The 16348-nt window shown below is 69.4% G+C and carries 12 protein-coding genes; all 12 read left to right on the top strand.

The features are described from left to right. The first annotated feature begins 28 nt into the window (after window positions 1-28). A complete protein-coding gene (locus ACKI2N_RS12255; protein ID WP_420997581.1) occupies window positions 29-1921 on the top strand; it encodes a propionate--CoA ligase in 1893 nt (630 codons plus the stop codon). A gap of 211 nt (window positions 1922-2132) precedes the next feature. After that, window positions 2133-4550, top strand: a complete 2418-nt coding sequence (locus ACKI2N_RS12250; protein ID WP_420997580.1) for a bifunctional salicylyl-CoA 5-hydroxylase/oxidoreductase — start codon at window positions 2133-2135, stop codon at window positions 4548-4550. A 2-nt stretch (window positions 4551-4552) separates the two neighbouring features. After that, complete coding sequence (locus ACKI2N_RS12245; protein ID WP_420997579.1) at window positions 4553-5371, top strand: SDR family NAD(P)-dependent oxidoreductase; 819 nt, start codon at window positions 4553-4555, stop codon at window positions 5369-5371. 61 nt (window positions 5372-5432) lie between these two features. Then, entirely contained in the window at window positions 5433-6284 is an 852-nt protein-coding gene (locus tag ACKI2N_RS12240; RefSeq protein WP_420997578.1) for an enoyl-CoA hydratase family protein, read from the top strand. 38 nt (window positions 6285-6322) lie between these two features. Continuing rightward, window positions 6323-7486, top strand: a complete 1164-nt coding sequence (locus ACKI2N_RS12235) for an acyl-CoA dehydrogenase family protein (RefSeq protein WP_420997577.1) — start codon at window positions 6323-6325, stop codon at window positions 7484-7486. A 63-nt stretch (window positions 7487-7549) separates the two neighbouring features. Continuing rightward, window positions 7550-9217: an AMP-binding protein gene (locus tag ACKI2N_RS12230; protein WP_420997576.1), complete on the top strand. Its 1668-nt coding sequence runs from the start codon at window positions 7550-7552 to the stop codon at window positions 9215-9217. After that, on the top strand, window positions 9214-9708 hold the full coding sequence (locus tag ACKI2N_RS12225; protein ID WP_420997575.1) for an acyl-CoA thioesterase: 495 nt from the start codon (window positions 9214-9216) through the stop codon (window positions 9706-9708). Before ACKI2N_RS12230 ends, ACKI2N_RS12225 begins: the two co-directional genes overlap by 4 nt. After that, the gene (locus ACKI2N_RS12220; protein WP_420997574.1) at window positions 9705-10115 is read left to right on the top strand and encodes a RidA family protein; all 411 of its coding nucleotides are present in this window, start codon (window positions 9705-9707) and stop codon (window positions 10113-10115) included. The genes ACKI2N_RS12225 and ACKI2N_RS12220 overlap by 4 nt, the downstream gene beginning before the upstream one ends. Before the next feature lie 314 nt (window positions 10116-10429). Then, complete coding sequence (carA, locus tag ACKI2N_RS12215) at window positions 10430-11566, top strand: glutamine-hydrolyzing carbamoyl-phosphate synthase small subunit (RefSeq protein ID WP_420997573.1); 1137 nt, start codon at window positions 10430-10432, stop codon at window positions 11564-11566. Window positions 11567-11662: 96 nt separating this feature from the next. Further along, complete coding sequence (gene leuE, locus ACKI2N_RS12210; RefSeq protein WP_420997572.1) at window positions 11663-12340, top strand: leucine efflux protein LeuE; 678 nt, start codon at window positions 11663-11665, stop codon at window positions 12338-12340. Between the two features lie 64 nt (window positions 12341-12404). Beyond that, on the top strand, window positions 12405-15653 hold the full coding sequence (gene carB / locus ACKI2N_RS12205) for a carbamoyl-phosphate synthase large subunit (RefSeq protein ID WP_420997571.1): 3249 nt from the start codon (window positions 12405-12407) through the stop codon (window positions 15651-15653). 212 nt (window positions 15654-15865) lie between these two features. Next, entirely contained in the window at window positions 15866-16342 is a 477-nt protein-coding gene (gene greA / locus ACKI2N_RS12200) for a transcription elongation factor GreA (protein ID WP_420997570.1), read from the top strand. Window positions 16343-16348 lie beyond the last annotated feature (6 nt).

Below are 16348 nucleotides of genomic sequence, written 5' to 3'. Positions count from 1 at the left end.
ACCCGCGACAAAGCGGAGGAGACAAGCCATGACGGCAACCCGTGCCTTTCACGCCCGGTCCGTGAGCGATCCCGCAGGTTTCTGGGCCGAGCAGGCCCGCCGCATCGAATGGCAGACGCCGTTCGACACCGTGCTGGACGACAGCCGCGCGCCGTTTACCCGCTGGTTCGTGGGCGGGCGCACCAATCTCTGCCACAACGCCGTCGACCGCCACCTGGCGGCGCGCGCCGCCCAGCCGGCGCTGGTCTACGTCTCCACCGAAACCGGCCAGCACCGCAGCTACAGCTACGCGCAGCTGCACGACGAGGTCAACCGCATGGCGGCGATCCTGCAGCAGATGGGCGTGGCCAAGGGTGACCGCGTGCTGATCTACATGCCGATGATTCCCGAGGCCGCGTTTGCCATGCTGGCCTGCGTGCGCATCGGCGCGATCCATTCGGTGGTGTTCGGCGGCTTCGCCTCGGTCAGCCTGGCCGCGCGCATCGACGACGCGCAGCCGCGCGTGGTCATCAGCGCCGACGCCGGCTCGCGCGCGGGCAAGGTGGTGCCCTACAAGCCGCTGCTGGACGCGGCGCTGGAGCTGGCGGCGCACAAGCCCGAGCGCGTGCTGCTGGTGGACCGCCAGCTGGCGCCCATGACGCTGGCCGCCGGCCGCGACGAGGACTACGCCGCCTGGCGCGAACGCGTGGGCGCGGCGCAGGTGCCGTGCGTGTGGCTGGAGTCGAACGAGCCGTCCTACGTGCTCTACACCTCCGGCACCACCGGCAAGCCCAAGGGCGTGCAGCGCGATACCGGCGGCTACGCGGTGGCGCTGGCCGCCTCGATGGACTACATCTTCTGCGGCAAGGCCGGCGACACCATGTTCTCCAGCTCCGACATCGGCTGGGTGGTGGGGCACAGCTACATCATCTACGGCCCGCTGCTGGCCGGCATGACCACGCTGATGTACGAGGGCACGCCGGTGCGCCCGGACGGCGGCATCCTGTGGCAACTGGTGGAGCAGTACCGCGTGAACCTGATGTTCAGCGCGCCCACCGCCATCCGCGTGCTCAAGAAGCAGGACCCGGCCTGGCTCACGCGCTACGACCTGTCCAGCCTGCGCCTGCTGTTCCTGGCCGGCGAGCCGCTCGACGAGCCCACCGCGAGCTGGATCCAGCAGGGCATCGGCAAGCCGGTGGTGGACAACTACTGGCAGACCGAGACCGGCTGGCCGATCATCGCCATCCAGCGCGGCATCGACCCGCTGCCGGCCAAGCTGGGCTCGCCGGGCGTGCCGGTGTATGGCTACGACCTGAAGATCGTCGACGAGACCACCGGCGCCGACTGCCCGCCCGGGCACAAGGGCGTGGTGGCCATCGACGGCCCGCTGCCGCCGGGCTGCATGACCACCGTGTGGGGCGACGACGAGCGCTTCGTCAAGACCTACTGGCGCGGCGTGCCGGGACGCAACTGCTATTCCACCTTCGACTGGGGCGTGCAGGACGAGGACGGCTATATCTTTATCCTCGGGCGCACCGACGACGTCATCAACGTGGCCGGCCACCGCCTCGGCACGCGCGAGATCGAGGAGAGCATTTCCTCGCATGCGGGAGTGGCCGAGGTGGCCGTGGTGGGGGTGCACGACGCGCTCAAGGGCCAGGTGGCGATGGCCTTCGTGGTTGCGCGCGACGCCAGCCGCACGGCTACCCGGGCCGACCGCCAGGCCTTCGAAGGCGACTTGATGAAGACCGTGGACCAGCAGCTCGGCGCGGTGGCGCGCCCGGCACGCGTGTTCTTCGTCGGCGCGCTGCCCAAGACCCGCTCGGGCAAGCTGCTGCGGCGCGCCATGCAGGCCGTGGCCGAGGGGCGCGACCCCGGCGACCTCACCACCATCGAGGACCCCACCGCGCTGGCCCAGTTGCAGGAGGCGATGCAGGGCTGAAAGGGGCGGGGGGGGGGAGGGGGCGCCTGCCGCTGCGGTGACGGCGGCGCCGCTGCGCCGCCGCAGAGATTGTGCTTGCCAGGCGCCCGCATGCGGTCTAATATTTTAAGCATAAAATATTTAGGCATGATCTAGATGCGCGGCTGCGCATCGCATGTGCCGGGTTCGCCTGGTCGCGGCATTCGCCGTGCCGGCACGCAGGAGACAGAAGATGCGAGTGCTGTGTATCGGCGGTGGCCCCGCGGGCCTGTATTTCGGCTTGTTGATGAAGCTGCAGGACCCCGCCAACGAGGTCTGGGTGGTGGAGCGCAACCGCCCCTACGATACCTTCGGCTGGGGCGTGGTGTTCTCGGATGCCACCATGGATAACCTCAAGCAGGCCGACCCGGTCAGCGCGCGCCAGATCGACGCCGCGTTCAACCACTGGGACGATATCGACATCCACGTCGGCGGGCGCACCGTCCGCTCCGGCGGGCACGGCTTCATCGGCATCGGCCGCAAGCGCCTGCTCAACATCCTGCAGGCGCGCTGCGAAGCGCTCGGCGTGCACCTGGTGTTCGAGACCGACGTGGCCGACGACCAGGCGCTCGCATTGCAGTACCGGGCGGACCTCGTCATTGCCTCGGACGGCATCAACAGCCGCGTGCGCACCCGCTATGCGGATACGTTCCGGCCCGACATCGACACGCGCCGGTGCCGCTTCGTCTGGCTCGGCACGCACAAGCTGTTCGACGCCTTCACCTTCGCCTTCGAGAAGACCGAGCACGGCTGGTTCCAGGCTCACGCCTACCGCTTCGACGACGACACCTCCACCTTCATCGTGGAGGCGCCCGAGCCGGTGTGGCGCGCGGCGGGCATCGAGCAGATGAGCCAGGAGGAAGGCGTGGCGTACTGCGAGCGCCTGTTCGCGCGCTACCTCGACGGCAACCGCCTGATCAGCAACGCCACGCACCTGCGCGGCTCGGCCAGCTGGATCCGCTTCCCGCGCGTGATCTGCCATACCTGGGTGCACTGGAACACGCTGGCAGACGGCTGCCGGGTGCCGGTGGTGCTGATGGGCGACGCCGCGCACACCGCGCATTTCTCCATCGGCTCGGGCACCAAGCTGGCGCTGGAAGACGCCATCGAGCTGGCCGACAATATCCGCGATGCCGGCGCCGCCGGCGCCGACCTGCTGCCGCGGGCGCTCGAGCGCTACCAGGCCAGCCGCAGCGTGGAAGTGCTCAAGATCCAGAACGCCGCGCGCAATTCCACCGAATGGTTCGAGAACGTGGAGCGCTACGCCGGGCTGGCGCCCGAGCAATTCGCCTACTCTCTGCTGACGCGCTCGCAGCGCATCTCGCACGAGAACCTGCGCGTGCGCGACGCGGCTTATGTGGAAGGCTTCGAGCGCTGGCTGGCGGGGCAGGCCGCCGCCATCGTGGCCGGGACGGAAGCCGCCGCGCCGGACGCGCGCCCCGTGCCGCCGATGTTCACGCCATTGCGCGTGCGCGGCGTGACGCTGAAGAACCGCGTGGTGGTCTCGCCGATGGCGATGTACTCGTGCGAGGACGGCGTGCCCGGCGATTTCCACCTGGCCCACCTCGGCGCGCGCGCGCTCGGCGGCGCGGCCATGGTGGTGGCGGAGATGACCTGCACCTCGCCGGACGCGCGCATCACGCCGGGCTGCCCGGGTTTGTGGAACGACACGCAGCGCGACGCGTGGCGCCGCATCGTGGACCTGGTGCACGCCAGCAGCGACGCGCGCATCGCCATCCAGATCGGCCACGCCGGGCGCAAGGGCTCGACCCAGCTCGGCTGGGAGCAGATGGACTACCCGCTGGCCAGCGGCAACTGGCCGCTGCTGTCGGCCTCGCCGCTGCCCTACATGCCCGGCATCTCGCAGGTGCCGCGCGAAATGACGCGCGCCGACATGGACCGCGTGCGCGACGATTTCACGGCCGCGGCGCGGCGCGCCGCCGAAGCCGGCTTCGACTGGCTGGAGCTGCATTGCGCGCACGGCTACCTGCTGTCGAGCTTCATCTCGCCGCTGACCAACCGGCGCGGCGACGAATACGGCGGCTCGCTGGCCGCGCGGCTGCGCTATCCGCTCGAGGTCTTTGCCGCGGTGCGCGCCGTGTGGCCGCAGGCGCGGCCGATGTCGGTGCGCATCTCGGCGCACGACTGGGTCGAGGGCGGCATCACGCCCGACGACGCGGTCGAGATCGCGCGCGCGTTCAAGGCCGCCGGCGCCGACATGATCGACTGCTCTTCGGGCCAGGTCAGCCCGGACCAGGCGCCCGTGTATGGCCGCATGTACCAGACGCCGTTCGCCGACCGCGTGCGCAACGAAGCGGGCATCGCCACCATCGCCGTGGGCGCGATCTTCGAGGCCGACCACGTCGACAGCATCATCGCCGCCGGCCGCGCGGACCTGTGCGCGATCGCGCGGCCGCACCTGGCGGACCCGGCCTGGACGCTGCATGAGGCCGCGCGCATCGGCCACCGCGAACTGGCGTGGCCGAAGCAATACCAGGCCGGCAAGCGCCAGCTCGAGACCAACCTGGAGCGCGCCGCGCAGATGGCGCAACAGCAGGCAGCACAGGCAGCACAGGCGGCACTGCATGCGCGCCAGGCGCAGGGGCTTTGAGCATGGCGAGCATGATGAACATGGGCGCACAGCTTTCATTGCAGGGCCGGCACGCGCTCGTCACCGGCGGCGGCCGCGGCATCGGCGCGGCGATCGCGCGGCGCCTGCTCGCGCACGGCGCCAGCGTCACCCTGCTCGGGCGCGACGCGGCCACGCTGGCCGCCACTGCCGATGCGCTGGCCGGCGCGGTGGTGCCGCCCGCCACGCTCGGCACGGTGAGCGCGGACATCGCCGGCGCCGCCAGCGTGGCGGCGGCATTCGGCGCGGCGGCGGAACGGGCGGGCCGCATCGACATCCTGGTGAACAACGCCGGGCAGGCGCGCAGCGCGCCGTTCATGAAGACCGACCTGGCGCTGTGGCAGGGCATGCTCGAGGTCAACCTGACCGGCACCTTCCTGTGCACGCAGGCAGCGCTGCCCGGCATGCTGGAACACGGCTGGGGCCGCATCGTCAACGTCGCCAGCACCGCCGGGCTGGCCGGCTACGGCTACGTCAGCGCCTATTGCGCGGCCAAGCACGGTGTGATCGGCCTGACGCGCGCGCTGGCGCTGGAAACCGCGCGCAGCGGCGTGACCGTCAACGCGGTCTGCCCGGGCTACACCGAGACCGGCATCGTGCGCGACGCGGTGGCCAATATCGTGCGCAAGACCGGCCGCAGCGAAGCCGAGGCGCGCGCGGAGCTGGCCAGGGGCAACCCGCAGGGCCGGCTGGTGCAGCCCGAGGAAGTGGCCGACGCGGTGGCGTGGCTGTGCCAGCCGACTGCCGGCGCCATCACCGGGCAGGCGGTGCCGGTGGCCGGCGGCGAAGTCATGGCCGGCTAGCCGCGCGCGCCGGGACACGACCCACGCAATCCAACGAACACCCGCAAGCGAGAGAGACGAGATGAGCGAAATCGCACTGGACATGCGCCACCACAAGCGCAGCTTCGCCGGCTACCAGTCCCGGCACTTCCTGTGGTCGGTCTCGGCCGACGGCAAGGTCGGCACCGTGACGCTGAACCGCCCCGAGCGCAAGAACCCGCTGACCTTCGATTCCTACGCCGAGCTGCGCGACCTGTTCCGCGGCCTGTGCCACGCCACCGACATCAAGGCCGTGGTGGTCACCGGCGCCGGCGGCAATTACTGCTCGGGCGGCGACGTGCACGAGATCATCGGCCCGCTCACGCGCATGACCATGCCGGAGCTGCTGGACTTCACCCGCATGACCGGCGACCTGGTCAAGGCCATGCGGGCCTGCCCGCAGCCCGTCGTCAGCGCCGTGGACGGCATCTGCGCCGGCGCCGGCGCGATGATGGCGCTGGCTTCCGACATGCGGCTGGGCACGGCGCAGGCCAGGACCGCCTTCCTGTTCGTGCGCGTGGGCCTGGCCGGCGCCGACATGGGCGCGTGCTCGCTGCTGCCGCGCGTGATCGGCCAGGGCCGCGCCAGCGAGCTGCTCTACACCGGCCGCGCGATGAGCGCCGAAGAGGGCCTGCAATGGGGCTTCTTCAACGCGCTGCACGCGCCGGACACGCTGCTGGCCGACGCGCAGGCGCTGGCCGCGCAGATCGCCGCCGGCCCGACCTTCGCCCACGGCGTGACCAAGAAACTGCTGCACCAGGAATGGACCATGGGCCTGGACGAAGCCATCGAGGCCGAGGCCCAGGCGCAGGCGATCTGCATGCAGACGCGGGACTTCCGCCGCGCCTACGACGCCTTCGTGGCCAAGGCGCGCCCCGTGTTCGAAGGCGACTGAATCCCCGCGCAAGGCCGAACCTGAGGAAATCCCACGCCATGTCCGACAAGAGTTATCTCTCGCTGCCGTTCTTCGACGACGCGCACCGCGCGCTGGAACAGCGCCTCGACGCCTGGGCCGCGGCCTCGCTCGCGGTCGACCACGGCGATACCGATGCCGCCTGCCGCGCGCTGGTGCGCCAGCTTGGCGCGGCCGGCTGGCTGCGCTATTGCGTGCCGGCCGCCTACGGCGGCGCGCTCGACAAGCTGGATTCGCGCTCGCTGTGCCTGCTGCGCGAGACGCTGGCCCGCCACGACGGCCTGGCCGACTTCGCCTTCGCCATGCAGGGCCTGGGCAGCGGCGCGATTTCGCTGGCCGGCAGCGAGGCCGTGCGCGAGCGCTACCTGCCGCGCGTGGCGCGCGGCGAGGCCATCGCCGCGTTCGCGCTGTCGGAGCCGGAGGCCGGCTCCGACGTGGCGGCCATGCAGTGCCGTGCCGTGCGCGATGGCGACCACTACGTGCTCGACGGCACCAAGACCTGGATCTCCAACGGCGGCATCGCCGATTTCTACTGCGTGTTCGCGCGCACCGGCGAGGCGCCCGGCGCGCGCGGCATCTCGGCCTTCGTGGTCGACGCCGATACGCCCGGGCTGACGATTGCCGGGCGCATCGACGTGATGGCGCCGCATCCGCTGGCCACGCTGCGCTTCGACAATTGCCGCGTGCCGGCCGGCGCGCGCCTGGGCGAGGCGGGGCAGGGCTTCAAGGTGGCGATGATGACGCTCGACATCTTCCGCGCCTCGGTAGCCGCGGCGGCGCTCGGCTTCGGCCGCGCCGCGTTGGACGAGGCGCTGGCGCGCGCCACTTCGCGGCCGATGTTCGGCGGCGTGCTGGCCGACCTGCAGCTCACGCAGGCCGCGCTCGGCGACATGGCCACCGCCATCGACTCGGCGGCGCTGCTGACCTACCGCGCGGCGTGGCTGCGCGACGTGGCCGGCGTGCGTACCACGCGCGAGGCGGCGATGGCCAAGATGGTGGCCACCGAGAACGCGCAGCAGGTGATCGACCGCGCCGTGCAGATGTTCGGCGGACTCGGCGTCAAGGTCGGCACGCGCGTGGAAAGCCTGTACCGCGAGATCCGCGCGCTGCGCATCTACGAAGGCGCCACCGAAGTGCAGAAGCTGATCATCGCGCGCGAGACGCTGGCGCAGCGGCGCGCCTAGCCCGCCGGACCGGGCGGCAACACCCTTACCGGCATCATCAGAATGAAGGAAGCGGAGACAACCATGGTTAGCACAGCCCACCTCGATACCTTTGCGCGCGACCGGCTGCCGCCCCCGGAGCAGTGGCCCGAGCTGCTGTTCAGCGAAGACACGCGATACCCGGCGCGCATGAACTGCGCGCTGGAGCTGGTGGAGCGCCACGTGCGCGAGGGGCGCGGCGCGCGCGTGGCGATCCGCTACGAGCAGGACGGCGCGCCGCGCGCGGTCACCTATGCGGAGCTGGCCGCGCTGTCCAACCGCATCGCCCACGTGCTGACCGGCGACATGAAGCTGGTGCCGGGCAACCGCGTGCTGCTGCGCGGCCCCAACAACCTGATGATGGCGGCGTGCTGGCTGGCGGTGGTCAAGGCCGGCCTGATCGCGGTGCCGACCATGCCGCTGCTGCGCGCCAAGGAACTCAAGCAGGTCATCGACCGCGCCAACGTCGGCGCGGCGCTGTGCGACGAGCGCCTGCGCGAGGAGCTCGAAGCCAACCTCGCGCCCGGCGGCGAGCAGCATTGCCCGAGCCTCGCGCAGGTGCGCTACTTCAACGGCAGCGGCGCCGATTCGCTGGAAGCGGCCATGGCCGGCAAGCCGGATGCCTACGCAGCCTGCGACACCGCCACCGACGACATCTGCCTGATCGCCTTCACCAGCGGCACCACCGGCCAGCCCAAGGGCACGGTGCATTTCCACCGCGACGTGATCGCCATGTGCGACCTGTTCCCGCGCCATGTGCTCAAGCCGGGACCGGACGACATCTTCTGCGGCACGCCGCCGCTGGCCTTCACCTTCGGCCTGGGCGGCGTGCTGTGCTTCCCGCTGCGCGTGGGCGCGTCCACCGTGCTGGCCGAGCGGCTCACGCCGGAGAGCCTGCTGGCGCTGATCCAGCGATGGCGCGCCACCATCGTCTTCACCGCGCCGACCTTTTACCGGCAGATGGCGGCGCTGGCGCCGGGCTACGACATCGCCAGCCTGAAGAAGAGCGTGTCGGCCGGCGAGGCGCTGCCCGACGCCACGCGCCAGAGCTGGAAGGCCGCCACCGGCATCGAGATGACCGACGGCATCGGCGGCACCGAGATGATGCACATCTTCATCTCCAGCGCCGGCGCGGACGTGCGGCCCGGCGCGATCGGCAAGGTGGTGCCGGGCTACGTCGCGCGCATCGTCGACGAGGCCATGCAGCCGGTGCCGCCGGGCACGGTCGGCAAGCTCGCGGTGCGCGGCCCCACCGGCTGCCGCTACCTTGACGACCCGCGCCAGGCGGCCTACGTGAAGAACGGCTGGAACCTGCCGGGCGACACCTTCATGGCCGATGCCGACGGCTATTACTACTACCAGGCGCGCTCGGACGACATGATCGTCTCGGCGGGCTATAACATCGCCGGCCCCGAGGTGGAGAGCGCGCTGATGCGCCACGAGGCGGTGGCCGAATGCGGCGTGGTGGGCATGGCCGACCCGGAGCGCGGGCAGGTGGTGGCGGCCTACGTGGTGCTACGCCCCGGCGTGCCTGCCGGCGAAGAGACGCGCGCGGCGCTGCAGGCCTACGTCAAGGCCGAGATCGCGCCGTACAAGTATCCGCGCCGCGTGATCTTCGTCGACGCGCTGCCGCGCACCGAAACCGGCAAGCTGCAGCGCTTCCGCCTGCGGCAGATGGCGCAGCAGCACGGCGCGGGCGGGCAGACGCCGTGAGCGAGGTCTTCGCCCGCGCCCGGCGCGTGCGCTTCAAGGACTGCGATGCCGCCGGCATCGTGTTCTTCCCGCGCTACTTCGAGATGCTCAACGACCTAGTGGAGGACTGGTTCCGCGAGGCGCTGGGCTGGTCCTTCGGCGAGATGCACGGCGCCGGCCAGGCCGGGGTGCCGACCGCGGCGCTGTCGTGCCGCTTCGTGGCGCCGAGCCGGCTCGGCGAAGTGCTCGCGCGCGAGCTGCGGGTGACGCACATCGGGCACAGCAGCTTTTCACTGCTGGTGCGCTTTTGCGGGCCCGCCGGCGGGGACGGCGACCTGCGGCTGGAGATCGCGCAGCGGCTGGTGTGCGTCGATGCGGGCGAACTGGCGCCGCGCGCGCTGCCCTGCGCGGTGCGCGCGGCAATGGCGCGCTTCCTGGCGCCGGCCGGCGAGGCCGCCGCGCGCGACCTGGAATTCAACCCAACGAGAGACGACCGGAAAACACCATCATGAAGATTCTGCAACCACCAGACTGGACGCCGCCGCGCGGCTACGCCAACGGCGTGATGACGGAGATGCGGGCGGGCAGCCGCCTGCTGTTCGTCGGCGGCCAGATCGGCTGGAACGGCAAGTGCGAGTTCGAGACCGACGATTTCGCCGCACAGGTGGGACAGGCACTGCGCAATGTGGTGGCGGTGCTGGCCGAGGGCGGGGCGCGCCCGGAGCACATCGTGCGCATGACCTGGTATGTGAAGGACAAGGCCGCCTACGTGGCGGCCTACCGCGCCATCGGCGAGCATTACCGCGCCACCATCGGGCGCCATTTCCCGGCCATGACGGCGGTGGAAGTGTCCGATCTGGTGGAGGCGCGCGCCAAGGTGGAGATCGAGGTGACGGCGGTTGTGCCGCCGCCGGCATAAGCCCGCGCGGCGCCGGCGCGGCGTCCCCCTGCGGGCTGCAAGTCCTTGATAACTTGAGAAAATGGGCGCGGCAGGGTATAATCCGAAAGTTTCGCTTTCAGAACCCCTCACCCTAGCGCCTACCGAATTCCACCTTCCGCCGCCCCCATTTCGCCCTGGCTCCGCCGCATGTTTTCGTGTGGCGTTTCGAGCGCCTGGCGAACGGTCCGGGCAACAGGCGGCGCCTCCGGCGCCATGCCTGCTGCCAAGCCGGACAACGGGGCAAGAGGCGTTGAGCAGGTCGGTCACGGGGTGAATCCAGCAGGAGCCTACCCGTGTTACCGTCTTTTCCGTCCGCCATTCTCGCGCTTGCAGACGGCACGGTCTTTCGTGGCTATTCCATCGGCGCATCCGGTCATACCATTGGCGAAGTGGTGTTCAACACCGCCATCACCGGATACCAGGAAATCCTTACCGACCCGAGCTATTCGCGGCAGATCGTCACGCTGACGTATCCGCATATCGGCAATTACGGCGTCAACAGTGAGGATGTCGAAGCAACGAAAGTCCATGCCGCCGGCCTGATCATCAAAGATCTGCCGATTCTGGCCTCCAGCTTCCGCAAGGAGCACACGCTCGCGCATTACCTCAAGCAGGAAAAGGTGGTGGCGATCGCCGGCATCGATACCCGCAAGCTGACCCGCATCCTGCGCGAGAAGGGCGCGCAGAACGGCTGCATCCTGGCCGGCGAGGACAATGTGCAGAAGGCCATCGACCTGGCCCGCTCGTTCCCCGGCCTGGCCGGCATGGACCTGGCCAAGGTGGTGTCGGCCAGGGAGCCCTACGAGTGGACCCAGTCCGAGTGGAAGCTCGGCGCAGGCTACGGCAAGCAGGACCAGCCGCAGTTCCACGTGGTGGCCTATGACTACGGCGTCAAGTTCAACATCCTGCGCATGCTGGCCCAGCGCGGCTGCAAGGTGACCGTGCTGCCGGCCCAGGCCAGCGCCGCGGACGCGCTCGCGCTCAACCCGGACGGCATCTTCCTGTCCAACGGCCCCGGCGACCCGGAACCGTGCGACTACGCCATCGCCGCCACGCGCGAGTTCATCGCGCGCGGCATTCCCACCTTCGGCATCTGCCTGGGCCACCAGATCATGGCCCTGGCCGTGGGCGCGAAGACGCTCAAGATGAAGTTCGGCCACCACGGCGCCAACCACCCGGTCAAGGACCTGGACGACGGCCGCGTGGTGATCACCTCGCAGAACCACGGCTTCGCGGTGGATGCCGCCACGCTGCCGGCCAACGTGCGCACCACGCATGTGTCGCTGTTCGACGGTTCGCTGCAGGGCTTCGCGCTGACCGACAAGCCGGCGTTCTGCTTCCAGGGCCACCCGGAAGCGTCGCCGGGCCCGCACGACGTGGCTTACCTGTTCGACCGCTTCACCAAGATGATGGCGGACGCACGCAAGTAAGCGCACGGCGCAGCGGACCGGCAGCGCAGCGGAACCGAAGCAGAACCGAAGAAGCAACGAAGACAGCAATACCCAGGACCAGCAGGAACCATCCCCATGAACGCCTTCATGCACGCCACGCTCGGCATCACCGATTTCTGGACCTATGTGCTCGGCACGATCTTCATCGTGCTGCTGCCGGGGCCGAACTCGATGTACGTGCTGTCGGTCGCCGCCCAGCGCGGCGTGCGCGCGGGCTACAAGGGCGCCTGCGGGGTGTTCCTGGGCGACGCGGTCCTGATGGTGCTGTCGGCGGCGGGCGTGGCTTCGCTGCTGCAGGCCAGCCCGGCCCTGTTCTACGTGGTGAAGTACATCGGCGCGGCCTACCTGGGCTGGATCGGCCTGCAGATGCTGCGCGGCGCGCTGCGCAGCTGGTCGCAGCGCGGCGCCGAGGCCGGGCGCGAGGCGCCCGCGGCCGTGCCCGCGGACCGCGCCAACCCGTTCCGCAAGGCGCTGGTGGTGAGCCTGCTCAATCCCAAGGCCATCCTGTTCTTCATCTCCTTCTTCATCCAGTTCGTCGATCCGCAGTTCGGCCATCCGGCGCTGTCGTTCGCCGCGCTGGGCCTGGTGTGCCAGGTGTTCAGCTTCGCCTACCTCACCGCGATCATCTTCGCCGGCGCCAGGCTGGCGGAGATGTTCCGCCGGCGCCGCCGCCTGTCGGCGGGCATGGCCAGCGGGGTGGGCGCCATGTTCATCGGCTTCGGCGCCAAGCTGGCCACGGCCACCCTGAACTGAATCGAATCCTGATATCCGGCGCGGCCCGCGCGAGCGCGCGGCCGGCCAACAAAGAGAGCGTGCAATGCCAAAGCGCACAGACATTAAGAGCATCCTGATCATCGGCGCCGGCCCCATCATCATCGGGCAGGCGTGCGAGTTCGACTATTCCGGCGCCCAGGCCTGCAAGGCGCTGCGCGAGGAAGGCTTCAAGGTCATCCTGGTCAACTCCAATCCGGCCACGATCATGACCGACCCCAACACGGCCGACGTGACCTACATCGAGCCGATCACCTGGGAAGTGGTCGAACGCATCATCGAGAAGGAGCGCCCCGACGCCATCCTGCCGACCATGGGCGGCCAGACCGCGCTGAACTGCGCGCTGGACCTGCATCGCCACGGCGTGCTGGACAAGTACAAGGTGGAGCTGATCGGCGCCTCGCCCGAGGCCATCGACAAGGCCGAGGACCGCCAGAAGTTCAAGGAGGCGATGACCAAGATCGGCCTCGGCTCGGCCAAGTCCGGCATCGCCCACTCGATGGACGAAGCGCTGGCCGTGCAGTCGCAGATCGCCAGGGAAACCAGCACCGGCGGCTACCCGATCGTGATCCGCCCGTCCTTCACGCTGGGCGGCTCGGGCGGCGGCATCGCCTACAACCGCGAGGAATTCGAGGAAATCTGCAAGCGCGGCCTGGACCTCTCGCCCACGCGCGAGCTGCTGATCGAGGAATCGCTGCTGGGCTGGAAGGAGTACGAGATGGAAGTGGTCCGCGACAAGGCGGACAACTGCATCATCATCTGCTCGATCGAGAACCTGGACCCGATGGGCATCCACACCGGCGACTCGATCACCGTGGCGCCCGCGCAGACCCTGACCGACAAGGAATACCAGATCCTGCGCAACGCCTCGCTGGCCGTGCTGCGCGAGATCGGCGTGGACACCGGCGGCTCCAACGTGCAGTTCTCGATCAACCCGGCCGACGGCCGCATGATCGTGATCGAGATGAATCCGCGCGTGTCGCGTTCGTCGGCGCTGGCCTCCAAGGCCACCGGCTTCCCGATCGCCAAGGTCGCCGCCAAGCTGGCGGTGGGCTACACGCTGGACGAGCTGAAGAACGAGATCACCGGCGGCCAGACCCCGGCTTCGTTCGAGCCGTCGATCGACTACGTGGTCACCAAGGTGCCGCGTTTCGCCTTCGAGAAATTCCCGCAGGCCGACAGCCACCTCACCACGCAGATGAAGTCGGTGGGCGAGGTGATGGCCATGGGCCGCACCTTCCAGGAATCGTTCCAGAAGGCGCTGCGCGGCCTGGAAGTCGGCGTGGACGGCCTGGACGACAAGTCCACCGACCGCGACGAGATCGTCGAGGAAATCGGCGAGGCGGGCCCGGACCGCATCTGGTACGTGGGCGACGCGTTCCGCATCGGCATGTCGCTCGAGGAAGTGCACGCCGAGACCGACATCGACCCGTGGTTCCTGGCCCAGATCGAGGACATCGTCAAGACCGAGGCCCTGGTCAAGGCGCGCAAGCTCGACAGCCTGTCGGCGGCCGAGCTGCGCCACCTGAAGCAGAAGGGCTTCTCCGACCGCCGCCTGGCCAAGCTGCTCGGCGCCAAGCCGGCCGAGGTGCGCGCCGCGCGCCACGCCGCCGGCGTGCGCCCGGTCTACAAGCGCGTGGACACCTGCGCGGCCGAGTTCGCCACCAACACCGCCTACATGTACGGCACGTACGAAGCCGAGCATGGCGAGTGCGAGGCGCAGCCCACCGCCAACAAGAAGATCATGGTGCTGGGCGGCGGCCCGAACCGGATCGGCCAGGGCATCGAGTTCGACTACTGCTGCGTGCATGCCGCGCTGGCACTGCGCGAAGACGGGTACGAGACCATCATGGTCAACTGCAACCCGGAAACCGTGTCGACCGACTACGACACCTCGGACCGCCTGTACTTCGAGCCGCTGACGCTCGAAGACGTGCTGGAAATCGTCGACAAGGAAAAGCCGGTCGGCGTGATCGTGCAGTACGGCGGCCAGACCCCGCTGAAGCTGGCGCTGGACCTGGAAGCCAACGGCGTGCCCATCATCGGCACCAGCCCGGACATGATCGACGCCGCCGAGGACCGCGAGCGCTTCCAGAAGCTGCTGCAGGAACTCGGCCTGCGCCAGCCGCCCAACCGCACCGCGCGCGCCGAGGACGAGGCGCTGCGCCTGGCCGAGGAAATCGGCTACCCGCTGGTGGTGCGCCCGTCCTACGTGCTGGGCGGCCGCGCCATGGAAATCGTGCATGAGCCGCGCGACCTCGAGCGCTACATGCGCGAGGCCGTGAAGGTGTCGCACGACTCCCCGGTGCTGCTGGACCGCTTCCTCAACGACGCCATCGAATGCGACGTCGACGCCCTGAGCGACGGCCAGCGCGTGTTCATCGGCGGCGTGATGGAGCACATCGAGCAGGCCGGCGTGCACTCGGGCGACTCCGCCTGTTCGCTGCCGCCGTACTCGCTGGCCCAGGCCACCGTGGACGAGCTCAAGCGCCAGACCGCGGCGATGGCGCGCGCGCTCAATGTGATCGGCCTGATGAACGTGCAGTTCGCCATCCAGCAGACCAACGGCGAAGACGTGGTCTACGTGCTGGAAGTGAACCCGCGCGCCTCGCGCACGGTGCCGTACGTGTCCAAGGCCACCGGCCTGTCGCTGGCGAAGATCGCCGCGCGCTGCATGGCCGGCCAGTCGCTGGACTCGCAAGGCATCCACGACGAAGTGGTGCCGCCGTATTTCAGCGTCAAGGAAGCGGTGTTCCCGTTCAACAAGTTCCCGGGCGTGGACCCGGTGCTCGGACCCGAGATGCGCTCCACCGGCGAGGTGATGGGCGTGGGCAAGACCTTCGGCGAAGCGCTCTTCAAGAGCCAGCTCGCCGCCGGTTCGCGCCTGCCGGAAAAGGGCACCGTGCTGCTGACCGTGAAGGACAGCGACAAGCCGCACGCCGTGAGCGTGGCCCGCATGCTGCACGACATGGGCTACCCGCTGGTGGCCACGCGCGGCACCGCCTCGGCGATCGAAGCCGCCGGCATTCCGGTGCGCGTGGTCAACAAGGTGAAGGACGGCCGCCCGCACATCGTCGACATGATCAAGAACGGCGAGCTGGCGCTGGTGTTCACCACCGTGGACGAGACCCGCACCGCCATCGGCGACTCGCGCTCGATCCGCATCTCGGCCCTGGCCAACCGGGTGCCGTACTACACCACCATGGCCGGCGCGCGCGCCGCCGTGGAGGGTCTCAAGCACATGCAGAGCCTGGAGGTCTACGACCTGCAAGGCCTGCACGCCTCGCTGGCCTGAGCGCCGGGGTCGCCAGGCCCGCCGGCCGGGCCGGCCGCCCGCAGTTGCTGCGGGCGGCTGTCTTGGCCTAAACTACGGCAATCTGGTCGGTCAGGCCGACGACCCAACTGAGAACAACCTGAAAAGCCGCGGTTGAGCGGAAGTGCCCGGGCACGTTGCCGGTGCATGGTTCCCCGCTCCGCTGCGGCTCATTTTTTTGCAGAACGAAAGACATGAGCACGATTCCGATTACCAAGCGTGGCGCCGAATTGCTGAAAGAAGAGCTGCAGCGCCTGAAGGCGGTCGAGCGTCCCGCCGTGATCAATGCCATTTCCGAAGCGCGAGCCCAGGGCGATCTCTCGGAAAACGCCGAATATGACGCGGCCAAGGAAAAGCAGGCCTTCATCGAGGGCCGCATCCTGGAAGTGGAGTCCAAGCTGTCGGCCGCGCAGGTCATCGACCCGACCCAGCTCGACACCGATGGCCGCATCGTGTTCGGCGCCACCGTGGACCTGGAAGACCTGGAGTCCGGCAAGCCGGTGAGCTACCAGATCGTCGGCGACGACGAGGCCGACCTCGACAGCGGCAAGATCTCGGTCAGCTCGCCCATCGCGCGCGCCCTGATCGGCAAGTTCGAGGGCGACGTGGCGACCGTGCTGGCCCCCGGCGGCGAGCGCGAATACGAAGTCATCACGGTTCGCTACATCTGAACGATC

The sequence above is a fragment of the Cupriavidus sp. 30B13 genome, from assembly GCF_049059565.2.
Taxonomy (GTDB): Bacteria; Pseudomonadota; Gammaproteobacteria; order Burkholderiales; family Burkholderiaceae; genus Cupriavidus.
This window is presented reverse-complemented; position numbering and strand designations above follow the sequence as displayed.

Excerpts from the sequence above, each read along its gene's own strand:
- ACKI2N_RS12245 (WP_420997579.1), top strand. The coding sequence starts at position 4,553 with ATGGCGAGCATGATGAACATGGGCGCACAGCTTTCATTGCAGGGCCGG.
- leuE (WP_420997572.1), top strand. The coding sequence starts at position 11,663 with ATGAACGCCTTCATGCACGCCACGCTCGGCATCACCGATTTCTGGACC.
- ACKI2N_RS12250 (WP_420997580.1), top strand. The coding sequence starts at position 2,133 with ATGCGAGTGCTGTGTATCGGCGGTGGCCCCGCGGGCCTGTATTTCGGC.
- carB (WP_420997571.1), top strand. The coding sequence starts at position 12,405 with ATGCCAAAGCGCACAGACATTAAGAGCATCCTGATCATCGGCGCCGGC.
- greA (WP_420997570.1), top strand. The coding sequence starts at position 15,866 with ATGAGCACGATTCCGATTACCAAGCGTGGCGCCGAATTGCTGAAAGAA.
- ACKI2N_RS12235 (WP_420997577.1), top strand. The coding sequence starts at position 6,323 with ATGTCCGACAAGAGTTATCTCTCGCTGCCGTTCTTCGACGACGCGCAC.
- ACKI2N_RS12230 (WP_420997576.1), top strand. The coding sequence starts at position 7,550 with ATGGTTAGCACAGCCCACCTCGATACCTTTGCGCGCGACCGGCTGCCG.
- ACKI2N_RS12220 (WP_420997574.1), top strand. The coding sequence starts at position 9,705 with ATGAAGATTCTGCAACCACCAGACTGGACGCCGCCGCGCGGCTACGCC.
- ACKI2N_RS12240 (WP_420997578.1), top strand. The coding sequence starts at position 5,433 with ATGAGCGAAATCGCACTGGACATGCGCCACCACAAGCGCAGCTTCGCC.
- ACKI2N_RS12255 (WP_420997581.1), top strand. The coding sequence starts at position 29 with ATGACGGCAACCCGTGCCTTTCACGCCCGGTCCGTGAGCGATCCCGCA.